The organism is Dietzia sp. NPDC055343, assembly GCF_053645265.1.
Window position 1 is genome coordinate 1 of sequence record NZ_JBSHMJ010000005.1, and the last position, 12,483, is coordinate 12,483.

Annotated in this window: 12 protein-coding genes and 2 riboswitches; of the genes, 7 read left to right on the forward strand and 5 right to left on the reverse strand. The window is 70.0% G+C overall.

Translation table 11 applies throughout. The annotated features are described in order from the left end of the window. A riboswitch (guanidine-III (ykkC-III) riboswitch) is annotated at positions 1–62 on the forward strand. This riboswitch is flagged as partial in the annotation. A gap of 10 nt (positions 63–72) precedes the next feature. The 6 genes from ACWIE7_RS03635 to ACWIE7_RS03660 all read left to right on the forward strand — a co-directional run bounded on the left by ACWIE7_RS03635 (position 73) and on the right by ACWIE7_RS03660 (position 5,298). Beyond that, entirely contained in the window at positions 73–387 is a 315-nt protein-coding gene (locus ACWIE7_RS03635; RefSeq protein ID WP_454057688.1) for a DMT family transporter, read from the forward strand. A 71-nt stretch (positions 388–458) separates the two neighbouring features. Next, positions 459–556, forward strand: a riboswitch (TPP riboswitch). 67 nt (positions 557–623) lie between these two features. Continuing rightward, positions 624–1,406, forward strand: coding sequence for a 3-oxoacyl-ACP reductase (locus ACWIE7_RS03640; protein WP_454057687.1), 783 nt, complete (start codon positions 624–626; stop codon positions 1,404–1,406). A gap of 140 nt (positions 1,407–1,546) precedes the next feature. Next, positions 1,547–2,596 carry an ABC transporter ATP-binding protein gene (locus tag ACWIE7_RS03645; protein ID WP_454057686.1) on the forward strand — a complete coding sequence of 350 codons (1,050 nt, stop codon included), beginning with the start codon at positions 1,547–1,549 and terminating at the stop codon, positions 2,594–2,596. After that, a complete protein-coding gene (locus tag ACWIE7_RS03650) occupies positions 2,593–3,339 on the forward strand; it encodes an ABC transporter permease (protein ID WP_230928382.1) in 747 nt (248 codons plus the stop codon). Before ACWIE7_RS03645 ends, ACWIE7_RS03650 begins: the two co-directional genes overlap by 4 nt. Before the next feature lie 100 nt (positions 3,340–3,439). Next, complete coding sequence (locus tag ACWIE7_RS03655; RefSeq protein WP_454057685.1) at positions 3,440–4,687, forward strand: sensor histidine kinase; 1,248 nt, start codon at positions 3,440–3,442, stop codon at positions 4,685–4,687. Next, on the forward strand, positions 4,684–5,298 hold the full coding sequence (locus ACWIE7_RS03660; RefSeq protein ID WP_452098474.1) for a response regulator: 615 nt from the start codon (positions 4,684–4,686) through the stop codon (positions 5,296–5,298). The genes ACWIE7_RS03655 and ACWIE7_RS03660 overlap by 4 nt, the downstream gene beginning before the upstream one ends. Positions 5,299–5,367: 69 nt before the next feature. Here the strand turns inward: ACWIE7_RS03660 and ACWIE7_RS03665 are convergent, their stop codons facing one another. Both ACWIE7_RS03665 and ACWIE7_RS03670 read right to left on the reverse strand, forming a co-directional pair. After that, the gene (locus ACWIE7_RS03665; RefSeq protein WP_230928379.1) at positions 5,368–5,571 is read right to left on the reverse strand and encodes a hypothetical protein; all 204 of its coding nucleotides are present in this window, start codon (positions 5,569–5,571) and stop codon (positions 5,368–5,370) included. Between the two features lie 110 nt (positions 5,572–5,681). Continuing rightward, positions 5,682–6,734 (reverse strand): oxygenase MpaB family protein, encoded by a 1,053-nt coding sequence (locus ACWIE7_RS03670; protein WP_454057684.1) that lies wholly within the window; start codon positions 6,732–6,734, stop codon positions 5,682–5,684. A gap of 250 nt (positions 6,735–6,984) precedes the next feature. Here ACWIE7_RS03670 and ACWIE7_RS03675 point away from each other — a divergent pair, with 250 nt between their 5' ends. Next, positions 6,985–7,854 carry an SDR family oxidoreductase gene (locus ACWIE7_RS03675; RefSeq protein ID WP_454068659.1) on the forward strand — a complete coding sequence of 290 codons (870 nt, stop codon included), beginning with the start codon at positions 6,985–6,987 and terminating at the stop codon, positions 7,852–7,854. Between the two features lie 100 nt (positions 7,855–7,954). Here ACWIE7_RS03675 and ACWIE7_RS03680 read toward each other — a convergent pair whose 3' ends face one another. The 3 genes from ACWIE7_RS03680 to ACWIE7_RS03690 form a co-directional block, all read right to left on the reverse strand. Beyond that, positions 7,955–9,067 (reverse strand): NDMA-dependent alcohol dehydrogenase, encoded by a 1,113-nt coding sequence (locus ACWIE7_RS03680; RefSeq protein ID WP_454057683.1) that lies wholly within the window; start codon positions 9,065–9,067, stop codon positions 7,955–7,957. An 87-nt stretch (positions 9,068–9,154) separates the two neighbouring features. Next, positions 9,155–10,684: an aldehyde dehydrogenase family protein gene (locus ACWIE7_RS03685; RefSeq protein WP_454057682.1), complete on the reverse strand. Its 1,530-nt coding sequence runs from the start codon at positions 10,682–10,684 to the stop codon at positions 9,155–9,157. Between the two features lie 97 nt (positions 10,685–10,781). Then, positions 10,782–12,407 carry a helix-turn-helix domain-containing protein gene (locus ACWIE7_RS03690; RefSeq protein ID WP_454057681.1) on the reverse strand — a complete coding sequence of 542 codons (1,626 nt, stop codon included), beginning with the start codon at positions 12,405–12,407 and terminating at the stop codon, positions 10,782–10,784. Between the last annotated feature and the right edge of the window lie 76 nt (positions 12,408–12,483).

Below are 12,483 nucleotides of genomic sequence, written 5' to 3' on the forward strand. Positions count from 1 at the left end.
ACCCCGACACGGGGCCTCCGGACGAGGGGTGCCGTACCCGGTGCGCGACAAGACGGCCCGCAGGAGGCCGTCATGGCGTGGATAGTTCTTGTCTTTTCCGGTGTTCTCGAGGCCGTGTGGGCCACCGCCCTGGGCCGGTCCGAGGGCTTCACCCGGCTCGGACCCTCCGTGGTGTTCGGAGTGGCGCTGGTCGTGAGCATGGGCGGTCTCGCCTACGCGATGCGGGACCTGCCCGTGGGCACCGCCTACGCGGTCTGGGTGGGCATCGGCGCCTCGCTGACCGTGATCTACGCGATGATCACGGGCGCCGAGCCGGTGTCCGTGCTCAAGGTGATCTTTCTGCTGATGATCGTCGGCGGCGTCGTCGGGCTGAAGGCCGTCAGCTGACGTCCGCCGAGTGCTGTGGCTCGTGATCGCGAAGCGGCAAGCCGCCGCGACCCCGGGAATGACCTAGGCTGGTCCGCGACACGGGGTGCCGCCCATCCGGGCAGCTGAGATCACACCCGTCGAACCTGATCTGGGTAGTTCCAGCGAAGGAATGTCGATACCGCGGCCGCGTCTCTGCGCAGGTAGGCGGGTATGCATCGCCACCCTTCGCGGGAACCGCCGGAAAGCGAGTGGCAGTGAATTCCGGGAACAGCGTGCGTATCGACGAGCAGGTAGTCCTGGTCACCGGCGGAGCCCGGGGCCTCGGTAAGGAAATCGTGCGGGCGTTCGGGCGCGAGGGCGCGCTCGTCGTCGTCAACTACCGTCGCAGCGCCGAGGCCGCGGCCGACCTGGTCCGTGAGCTCGGCGAGGACCGCGCCGTGGCGGTCCGGGCGGATGTGACCGACGACGACGAGGTACGCAGCCTCGTCGAGGCGGCACGTACCCACTTCGGACGACCGATCACGACGGTCATCAACAACGCCCTCGCCGACTTCGAATTCAACGGCGACGCCCGCCCCTCGCCCGAGACGCTGACCTGGGCGGACATGGAAGGACAGCTGCGCGGCGCCGTCAAGGCGACGCTCGCCACCACCCAGGCGGCGCTGCCGGGGATGCGCGAGGGCGGGTTCGGGCGGATCGTTAACATCGGTACCAACCTGTTCCAGCACCCGGTCGTGCCGTACCACGACTACACGGCCGCGAAAGCTGCCGCGCTCTCGCTGACCAGGACCCTGGCCACAGACCTCGGGCCGGACGGCATCACGGTCAACATGGTCTCGGGCGGGCTGCTGCGCACCACCGACGCAAGTGCCGCTACACCTGAAGAGGTCTTCGACCTCATCGCCTCGGGCACGCCGCTGCGTCGCGCGATCGAGCCCGCCGAGTTGGCGGACGCGGTGCTGTTCTTCGCCTCGCCGTGGGCGCGGGCGGTGACGGGGCAGAACCTCATCGTGGACGGTGGTCTGGTCAAGGGCTGAGAGGAGACGCTGTTTCAGCGAGCCCTCACGACTCGACGACGTCGTGAGGGGCTCTGACGTCCGACCCATGACAGATGTCACCGGGTAAGTCGTGACAGCCAGCCCTGTTCAGGCGGGCGCTGGCCGACGATCGTGGAGGCATGGTCAAGCACAGCCCAGCCCACACCCCACCCGCCGAAGCCACGGCCACGGGTCGTTCTCCCGGTGTCGGTCCGCGGCCGCCGGCTCTGGAGTTCCGGGACCTGGGCCAGACGTTCACGGTTCGCGGATCCGGACCCGTCCGCGCGATCCGCGGGCTCGACCTGCGCATCGACCCCGGAGAGGTGGTCGCGCTCCTCGGCCCGAACGGTGCGGGCAAGACCACCGCGCTCGACATCGCCCTGGGGCTGACCGAACCAACGGAGGGCCAGGTCCGGGTGTTCGGCGAGGCCCCGCGAGAGGCGATCGCGGCCGGCCGGATCGCCGCGGTGCTCCAGACCGGAGGTCTGCTCGCCGACCTGACGGTGGAGGAGACGGTCCGCGCGATCGCGGCACTCTACCGCCGGACGCTGTCGGTCGGGGAGGTGCTCGAGCGGGCGGGGATCGCCGAACTCGGCGGCCGCAGGGTCGCCCGGTGCTCGGGTGGTGAGCAGCAGCGCCTGAGGTTTGCGCTCGCGCTGCTGCCCGATCCGGACCTGCTCATCCTCGACGAACCCACCGCCGCGATGGATGTGGGGACCCGCCGTGAGTTCTGGGCGACCATGCACTCTGAGGCCGCATCCGGGTCGACGATCATCTTCGCCACGCACCACCTGGAGGAGGCGGAGGCGTTCGCCGACCGCATCGTGTTGATGGCGCGGGGGCGGATCGTCGCCGACGGCCCCGTCGACCGCGTCCGCGCCATGGCCGCCGGCAGTCGCGTGACCGCCGTCTGGGACCCGATGGCGGGAGAGCCGTCGCCGGAGGAGTTGCCCGGTGTCACCGCCGTTGACCGCACGGCTGCCCGGGTGATCCTCACCAGTTCGGACAGCGACGCCACCGCGCGCGTCCTTCTCACCGAGACGTCCGCGCGCGAGGTCACCATCTCGGCCAGGTCGCTGGACGACGCCTTTGTCACCCTCACCGCCGATGGTCCTGCAGACCCTGCACTGGCCGACACGGCACCCGTCGACCCTGCCGCTACCGACACCGATCCGGAGGCCACCCGATGAACGTCACCTACTGGGCCATCGACCTGCGCCGGACCCTGCGCGACATCACCAACATCTTCTTCATCGTCGGCCTGCCGCTGGTCATGTACTTCGTGTTCGGCAGCGCGCAGAGCTACCGCGATGCACCCGTCGCGCACGGCAACGTGGGCGCCGTCGTCATGATCTCGATGGCCGTCTACGGCGCGGTCACCGCCACCACCGCCATCAGCGGTGGGGCCGCCCTCGAGCGTTTCCAGGGGTGGGGCCGCCAGCTCGGACTCACCCCGTGGAGCGGCGCCGGCTTCGTGGTGACCAAGTCCGCCGTGGCCATGACCATCGCGGCCGTGCCCGTCCTCACCGTGGGCATCGCCGGCGCGGCCACCGGCGCGCAGGCCACACCGCTGGCCTGGGTGCTCTCGCTCGGCGCGGCGTGGCTCGGCTCCGCGGTCTTCGCGGGCTACGGACTGAGCGCGGGAATGGCGTTCCGCTCCGAGTCCGCGTTGGGGGTCGCGGGCGGCAGCCTGGTCCTGCTCGCGTTCGCGGGGAACCTGTTCATCCCGCTGTCGGGCGTGATGCTGGACCTGGCGCGCTTCACACCGCTCTATGGGGTCAACGCGCTGGCCCGCTATCCGATCACCGGCGGCGTGGTGGCCGACGGCGTGGTCGATCCGGTGTGGTTGCCTGTGCTCAACGTGGTTGCCTGGGCCCTCATACTGGGTACGACAGCCGCGGTGCTGGTACGTCGCCGCCGCGGTCGGGTGTGAGGAGCGACCGGGCATGACGAGCGGTGAGAGTACGACGACGACAACGGCAACGCGTGCGTCCCCGTCACCAGTGGCGGACGGGGAGGTCAGCGCGAAGTCGGTGAACGATGAAGCAGCTGCGGGGCCGTCGCGGTGGCGGCGATTCCGCTCCGCGATCACCGGTCCGAGTGTGCTGTTCTCGCTGATCTGGCAGGTCTTCCTGATCTACCCGATCCTCGCTGTGGTCTTCTCCGGGGCCCCCGCCGCGCCCACGGTGCTGGGGCTGGTCTCGATCGCGGCGTTCTCCGCGGTCTATCTGATGGCTTTCGCCTCGCCGGCCGTGACCGAGGGATACCCGCTACACCTGCGCAGCTCCGGTGCCGCCGGACCATCGGGGCGAGTCGCCGGCGATCTCCGCGACCCTGCCCGGGAGGAGCCCGCGCCGCTCGGGCTGGGCTACCTGGCCGGGCTCGTGATCTGCACTTTCGGGACCCTCCCGGCGGCCGGGCTGAACGGGCCGGTCAACTTCGTCCCGTTCCTCGCCTGCTTCGTTGCTGCCGCGTGGCCGATCCGGCGGAGCGTGCCGACCGCGATCACGCTGATCGTCATCGGCACCGTCGCGGCCCTGGTCGAGAAGACGTGGGGGATGCTGGTCCCGGGGTTCCTGGTGATCCCCGTGGTGCTGTCGATGCTGGGCACACGGATCTCGGTCGGCATCAGCGACCGAGAGGGCCATTACCGGCGGGCGCTGGGTGTGGCAGAGGAGCGCGCAAGGGTCGCGCGCGACCTGCACGACGTCCTCGGACACACCCTGACGGCGCTGACGATCCGCGCCCAGCTGGCCCGGGCGCAGCTCGACTCCGACCCGGACGCCGCCCGGGCCGAACTGGAGAACATCGAGAACCTCACGAGGACCGCCCTGTCGGAGATGCGGCAGACCGTGTCCGGCATGCGGGTGGCGGATCCGGTGCAGGAACTCGCCGGCCTGACCGATTCCTTGCATACCGCGGGTATCGATGTCGTCGTCGTCGGGTCCCCTTCTCTCCTCCCGGACGCGCGGTCGGGCCTGGTGGCCTGGACTCTCCGCGAGGCCGGCACCAACATCGCCCGCCACTCGGGCGCGGGGAACGTGACTGTCGAGTTCTCCCGCGACCGGCTACGGATCACCGACGACGGCGTGGGGGTCGACGCTCGCCGCGCCGCCCACTCTGACGTCGGCCGGACCATCTCGGCTCCGGCGGGGCAGGGCCTGCCGGGGCTCGCGAGCCGGGCCGAGGACGCCGGCGCACGGTTCGTGGTCCGCGACCGGGGCGCGGCGGAAGCGGCGTCGGTCACCGGCACCGTCGTCGAAGTGGGGTGGCCGCGATGACCGAGCCGATCCGGATCATCCTCGCCGACGACCAGGCGCTCGTGCGGGGCGGGCTCGCGGCACTGCTGGCGATGGAGCCGGACATCGAGGTGGTGGCCGAGGTGGGCCGCGGCGACGAGCTCGAGGCCGCGGTCGCCCGGCATCTGCCCGACGTGTGTGTGGTGGACATCGAGATGCCGGGCGGTGACGGCATCACCGCGACCCGGCGCATCCGACAGGACCATCCGGACGTGCGGGTGCTGATCGTGACGACCTTCGGGCGGCCCGGATACGTCAACCGGGCTCTGGAATACGGGGCCGGTGGATTCGTGGTCAAGGACACCCCGGCGCGCGAGCTGGCCGAGGCCGTTCGGAAGGTCAACGCGGGGGAGACGGTGGTCGATGCCCAGCTGGCACGGGAGTCGATGGCCGCCGGCCCGGACCCCCTGACCCCGCGCGAGAAGGACGTCCTGCGCGAGGCGCTGACAGGGGCCCGCATCGCCGACATCGCGGCCGAACTACATCTGACGCAGGGGACCGTTCGCAATCACCTGTCCTCGGCCATCGCCAAGACCCACACCTCCACCCGCGGCGAGGCGGCGAGGGAGGCGCAGGTGCGTGGCTGGCTGTGAGGTCTGTCGACCCAGCCCGCTCACCGGCGGGCGGCCGGGTGGAGTGCCCGCCCCCGCCGGTCGGGCTGATCAGGCGGACGGCGAGGTGTTGGTGCCGCCGTCGTTGATCTCGAAACGCGTCCACTCACCGTCCATGTCGACCTGCATGGCGTAGCCGAGGGAATCGTCCGGGACCTCGATGGTCTTGAACCAGTCGTAGGCCTTGGTGTCGTCGGCGAACTCCTTCTCGTCGATCACGTTCTGGTCGGGATCGATCACGCGGTAACGGGGCATGACTGCTCCTTCGTTCGGGTGTTGTCGCTTCCGCTCGCAGTCTGGGTGATCGAACAGGCGCCCGCATCCGGTCCGGCGCCCCGCCGCCGGCCTGCAGGGGCCCGTCCGCCTCAACCGGTGGTGGCCAGGCGGTCGGCCTCCTTGAACTCGATCACGGGGTCGCTGTGGTTGTGCTCGTAAGGGGCGGCGGCCTCACCCGTGGTCCGCGCGGCCTTGATGTCCTCCCACTGCTCCAGGGGCGTGCGCGGGTCGCCGAATCGCTCGCGCGCCCACTGCGGGGAGTGGGTGCGCGGGCTGTCGGCGGGGACGCCGCGGACCGCCGGCTCGATGTAGCGGACCGCGCGTGGGCAGATCCGCTCGACCATCCACATCATCGCGTCAGGATGGGCGGCCACCCGGTAGAACGCCTTCCAGAAGGCGATCGCGGCGGTGTCTACGGCGCGGGACTGGCGGACACCGAGCATCGGACGCATCCATCGCGGGTAGGTCGCGATGATGCTCGCCCGCAGGACCGGCCGGCCGAGTTTCCGCAGCACCTTGGGCACGCGCGGCTCGATGGTCTCGAAGCCGTTGAGAATGTGGTCGACATTCGCGATCGCGGCCTCCGACGCGGAGAGGCGGTCACGCCAGTCGTCGAAGTACTTCTGCACCTCGCCGCGGGTACGCGGCACCTGTTCCTGGCGGATGGGCTGGACTTCGGCGGCGATCGCACACTGCCGCCAGTACTCGTTCTCCTCGTCGCGGCTGAGCCGGCCGGGGCCGAAGGTCTCGTAGACGTAGAGGATCGAGTGCCACGCGGTGATGTGGATCCACAGCTGCGAATCCGGGTCGTTCGAGTCGTACTCGTTGCCGGTCACCTTGTTGGTCCCGTAGGCCCGGGAGTGGACCTTCATGAGGATGTCGGACATCTTGATGACCGTCGGCGTATCGGCGAAGAGCACCGCCGAGAAGTACTCCATGGTGCGGTCGTAGCGCAGCGGGGTCCGCTGGATCACCTGGCCGGTCTCGTCCACCGCGGCGGTGAGATCGGGGTCCAGATGCTCGATGGTCACCGCCCGGGCGAAGCCCTGGAGGGCGGAGGCGGGAAAAGTCCAGACCTTCCACGCCACGGAGCCGGGGCCGAAAAGCCCTTCGTCGCTTCGGTTCTTGGTGGGTCTTGCCACGTTTTCCCCCTCGGAAGTAGCCTGCGTGAAGAAGCTCACAGCAGTTGCCGGAGAGTATTGGACACGAGCCGACCATTTGTAAAGCGTTCTCGCTAAGTTACTGGTCAACGCGCTGCCTTTCCGAGTGATCTCGCACATCCTCCTACGGCGCGTACGGTCGAACTCCCGACCCCAGGAGGCCACCGTGACCGCCGATCGCCCCGGCAATCGCCCGCACTCGACCACTGAGATACCGGAGCCGGCCCCGACCGTGGACCCGGTGACCAAGCATCCGATCGAGATCCCCTTTCAGTCGCAGCCCGCCCCCGGGCTGGCTTCCGAGCTGGTGCCCCGGGCCGACCACGGTGAGAAGTCCTGGGTGGGGCACGGGCGGCTCGAGGGTCGCCGGGCGCTCATCACCGGTGGCGACTCGGGGATCGGACGGGCGGTGGCGATCGCCTACGCGCGGGAAGGTGCCGACGTGGCGATCGGCTATCTGCCGTCCGAGCAGTCCGATGCCGATGAGGTGGCCGAGCTCGTCGGTGAAGCCGGACGCAACTGTGTGCTCCTGCCGGGGGACGTCGGCCACGAGGAGACGGCACGGGGGATCGTCCGCGACGCGGTGGCCGGTCTCGGCGGTCTGGACGTGCTGGTGCTCAACGCCGCGCGCCAGACCTACGTGGAGAACCTGGAGGATCTGAGCTCAGAGCAGTGGGCCGAGACCATGAACGTCAACGTGAACGCGCCGTTCTGGCAGATCCAGGAGGCGCTTGCGCACCTGATGCCCGGATCGAGCGTGATCTTCACATCGTCGGTGCAGGCCTACACCCCGTCGGCCGGCCTGGTGGACTATGCGACGTCGCGGGCGGCGGTCAACACCATGTCCAAGTCTCTCGCCCAGCAGCTCGCCCCGCGCGGGATCAGGGTGAACGCGGTGGCGCCGGGCCCGTTCTGGACCGCGCTGCAGGTGAGCGGCGGCAAGGACCCGGAGCAGCTGCCGTACCACGGGCAGAAGAGTCCGCTGAAGCGGCCCGGGCAGCCCGTCGAGATGGCGGGTGCGTACGTCTACCTGGCCTCGGAGGAGTCGTCGTACACCACGGGTAACACGCTCTCCGTGACCGGCGGATCGCCGACCCCCTGACCGCGGCCATCGACGACATGGGGCCGGCGCCCGAAATGGGTTCGCCCTCCCGGCCGCGATGGGCAACGGCCGGGAGGGCGAGTTCGTGGGGAGGGGCGGATCAGGTGTCGTGGATCAGGACCCCTCGCATGATCTTTCCGTCCTGCAGGTCCTGGTAGCCCTGGTTGAGGGTCTCCAGGGTGTAGGTGGTGGTGATCAGCTCGTCCAGCTTGAGCTTGCCCTCGTCGTACAGGCGCAGCAGCTTGACGATGTCGTACTGCGGGTTGGCGGATCCGAAGAGCGAGCCCTTGATGGTCTTGCCGAACAAGGCAAGCTGCGTGCCGCTGACCTGCACGGTCTTGTCGGTCATGTTGCCCAGTCCGGTGATCACCACAGTTCCGCCCTTGCCGATCACGTCAAAAGCGGCGGACACGACCGGCTCGTCGACGGTGCCTACCAGGATGAGCGCCTGATCGGCCATCTGTCCCCAGGTCAGCTTCTCCACGGCGGCGTGGGCCTCCTCGGCCGTGGCGAAGGCGTGCGTGGCGCCGAACTTCATGGCCTCGTCACGCTTGAACTGGACGGGGTCCACCACCACGACGTGGCGGGCGCCCGAGTGAACGGCTCCCTGGACGGTGTTGATGCCCAGGCCGCCGATACCGTAGATCACCACGGTGTCGCCCTGCCGGACGCCGCCCGTGTAGACCGCTGTGCCCCAACCCGAGGGCACGCCGCAGCCCACGAGGACGGCCTTGTCCAAGGGAAGCCAGTCGTCCACCTTGACGACCGAGTGCTGTGAAATCACCGAGCGTTCGGAGAAGGTGCCCAGCATGCACATGGCGCCGAAGTCCTTGCCGTCCGCGTGGAACCGGAAAGTGCCGTCCGGCATGTGGCCCTCGAGGATGGTGGCGCCCATGTCGCAGAGGTTCTGCCGACCGGTGGAGCAGTAACGGCAGGTGCCGCAGTTCGGGATGAACGAGCAGACGACGTGGTCTCCGGGCTTGACCTTGGTGACGCCGGTGCCCACGGCCTCGATCACCCCGGAGCCCTCGTGCCCGCCGACGATCGGGAAGCGGGGCGGCAGCGAGCCGTCGGAGAGGTGGAGGTCGGAGTGGCACAGGCCGGCGGCCGTGTACTTGATCAGCACCTCACCGGGGCCCGGATCGTCCAGGTCCAGTTCGATGATCTCGAAGGGCTGGTGGAGATCGAACAATACTGCTGCTTTGGTCTTCATGAGGAGGTCCTTTCGAAAGAGCGCGGCCCGCGGGGGAGCGGGGCCAAGGGAACGGGCCGGCGCGGCCCGGGCGGCCGCGACGCGGGTCTACAGCTGGATGTTGACCGAGCGGGTCTGGGTGTAGAGGTCGAGCGCGCCGGCGCCGAGCTCGCGGCCCCAGCCGGACTGCTTGAATCCGCCGAACGGCATGGCGGTGTCGAAGCCGTTGTACTGGTTCACCCACACGGAACCGGCCTGCAGGCGGCTGGCCACCTGGTGGGCCTTGGAGAGGTCCTTGGTCCAGACGCCGGCGGCCAGCCCGTACATGGAGTCGTTGGCCTGGCGGACCGCGTCGTCGACGTCGGAGAAGCGCAGGGCGGACACGACGGGACCGAAGATCTCCTCCTTCACGACCCGGTCCTCGGGCTTGACGTCCACGAACACCGTCGGCTGGATGAAGAAGCCGGTGTCGCCGTGGCGGGCCCCGCCGGTCAGGGCGCGACCGCCGTCCTCGATTCCGGCGCGCAGGTAGTAGGACACCTTGTCGAACTGGTCTTGGTCCACGACGGGCCCGAGCACGGTGTCGGGGTCGAGTCCGTGGCCGATGGTGGCCTGGGACGCGGCGTCGGCCACGGCCTGGGTGAACTCCTCGTAGATGGAGTCCTCGACGTAGAGACGCGTGCCGGCGGTGCAGGCCTGGCCGTGGTTGAACATCCACGCGGCCACCGACCCGGCCACGGCGGCGTCCCAGTCACAGTCGGCGAAGACGATGTTGGCACTCTTGCCGCCGAGCTCGAGGGAGACCTTCTTGAGGTTGCCCTTGGCGGCATCCACGATGAGCTTGCCGACCTCGGTGGAGCCGGTGAAGGCCACCTTGTCGACGTCGTCGTGGCCGGAGATGGCGGCACCGGCGTCGCCGAAGCCGGTGATGATGTTGACCACGCCGTCGGGCACGCCGGCCTCCTGGCAGACCTCGCCGAGCAGGAGCGCGGTGAGCGGGGTCTGCTCGGCCGGCTTGAGGACGAGGGTGTTGCCGGTGGCCAGGGCGGGGCCGAGCTTCCAGGCGGCCATGAGCAGCGGGAAGTTCCACGGGATGATCTGACCGCATACGCCCACGGGGACGCGCTGGGTGTAGGCGTGGAACTGCTTGTCGCCGGCGAACGGCATGGACACGGGGACGGTGGAGCCCTCGATCTTGGTGGCCCAGCCGGCGTAGTAGCGGAACACGTCCGCGGCCCAGGCCACGTCGACGGCGGTGGCGATGCCCACGGATTTGCCGTTGTCCAGCGCCTCGATCTGTCCGAACAGTTCGGCCTTGGCGTCGAGCAGGTCGCCGATGCGCCACAGGATCTGCTCGCGCTCACGCGGCTTCATGGTGGCCCAGGCGCCGTCGTCGAAGGTGCGGCGCGCGGCGGCCACCGCGCGGTCCACATCCTCGGGCCCGCCGTGCGCGACCTGGGTGATCTCGTTGCCGGTGGCGGGGTCGTAGGTGCCGAAGGTGCGGCCGTCGGCGGCGTCGACCCACTGGCCACCGATAAGCAGGCGATGCGGGCGGGCCAGGAAGTCGCGGGCCTCGGCGCCCAGGCGCTCGTCGACGGGCGCGGCGGAGCCGGTGTCGCGGGAGAGTGTGCCGGTCATGTCTACCTCCGAAGTCGGTGGCGGCCTCGGTGTGAGGCCGGTCACAGACCACTATGGAGGAGGGTCAAGGGCTCGGAGTGTTCAGATTCTGGACAATCTACGACAGGTCGAACTCGCGCATACGGGCGTAGAGGGTGGTGCGGCTGATGCCGAGCCTGCGCGCCGCCCGCGACCGCACACCGTCGCACTCGGCCAGCGCCGCGACGATCGCGTCGTACTCGCCGCGCGCGAGCGCCCCGGACGTCGGTGGTCGTCCCGTCCGGGCGCGCGAGGGCAGGTCCCCCACGTCGAGCCGCGGCGGGGTCCGCCCCTCGATCCCGTCCAGGCATTCGGTGAGGACCGCGCGGAGCGAGACCAGACCGTTGGGCAGGTCGAGACCGCCCACGGCGTCGATGAACCGCGAGGTCACCGTGGGTGCGGCGGCGCCGCGCGCGGTTGCGAGCGCGCCGACCATGGCGTGCACGATCCCCTCGAGTTCCGCGCCGCGTTCGTGCAGGGGGCGCACCGTGGTTCGTGCGCCGCACGCGTCGAGCGCCTCGGTCACGGCGGGGCGCGGGTTGTCGCGACAGGTGACGACGACGAGACCGTTCTCCATCGCGTTCAGTCGCGAGGCCAGACGGCGTAGATCAGTGTCCTCGAGGAGATCGATGTCGTCGAGAACCAGAGGGATGCCCCGGTCGCGGTGTTCCCGCAGGGCGGGGACGGCCAGTTCCTGCCAGGCCTGCCGGGCATGGTCCGCACCGGCCAGCCGCACGTGGACAGCCTCCGGGCCGGCGGTCGCCAGCGCCGCGGTCGTTCTGCCGGAACCCGACGGGCCCACCACGGCGTGTGCGCCGCGGTTCGCTTTCCGGTGGACGGTCCGCCGGGCAGCCGGCTTGTCGTCGTCGTCGGGAAACGACAGGTCGACAAGGTGGCCGCGGCGCCCGACCCGACTCGTGCTGACCCCCACCCGCCCCACCGACAGTTCCACGACATCCGCCGTCTCGCCCCGCTCCACCATCCGCCGCAGCGCCGCGATGTCCTGGGCGGCCAACCGCTCGAGGCTGGAGTTGGAGGCCAGGACCACCTCGTCGCCGAAGGCGCACGTCGGAGAGTCGGAGGAGCGCGTGCGTTCGACGAAGCGTCGCCACAGCTCGCGGTCGTCGCCCCGCGCGGTATCCACGTAACGGGCCTCGATATCGGCGACGATCTTGCGCACGAACGGCGCGAACAGGCGCGAGGCGTCGGCGTTCATGCCGGACAGGTTCACCGCGCCGACCATCCGGCTGGTGAGCGGGTCGATGATGGGGTGACCGTAGCAACTGAAGTCGCGCAGGACCTCCGCGAAGTGCTGCTCGCCGTGGATGAACACGCCGCGGCGCGTCTCGAGGGCGGTGCCGATCCCGTTGTTGCCCACCGCGTCCTCGGTGAGGATCGCACCGTCGTCGACCCCGCGCTGGAGCAGCATCCTGGAGATCCGTGCGGCGTCCCGGACCGTGCGGATGACCTGGCCCCCACGATCGGCCAACAGGAGAGTGGCACCGGTGTCCCGGAGGGCGGAGTCCAGATCGTCCAGGATCGGGCCGGCGGCCTCGGCGAGACGGTTGGCGCGCGTGGCGTGCGGGTCGGGGCTACCCGGGCGCGCACTCTGCGGGGTGAGGCCGCACAGCTCGGACCGGCGCCAGGCCAGGGTGTGCTGGTCAGGGCCGGGGGCAGGCGAGAGCGGATCGGCGAGGGGGGTCAAAGGTCACCTCCGGTGAGCGCGCGGGTGTGATCCGCACCATACCGCCGAAACCGCGTGCAGGACGACGGCGCTGGTG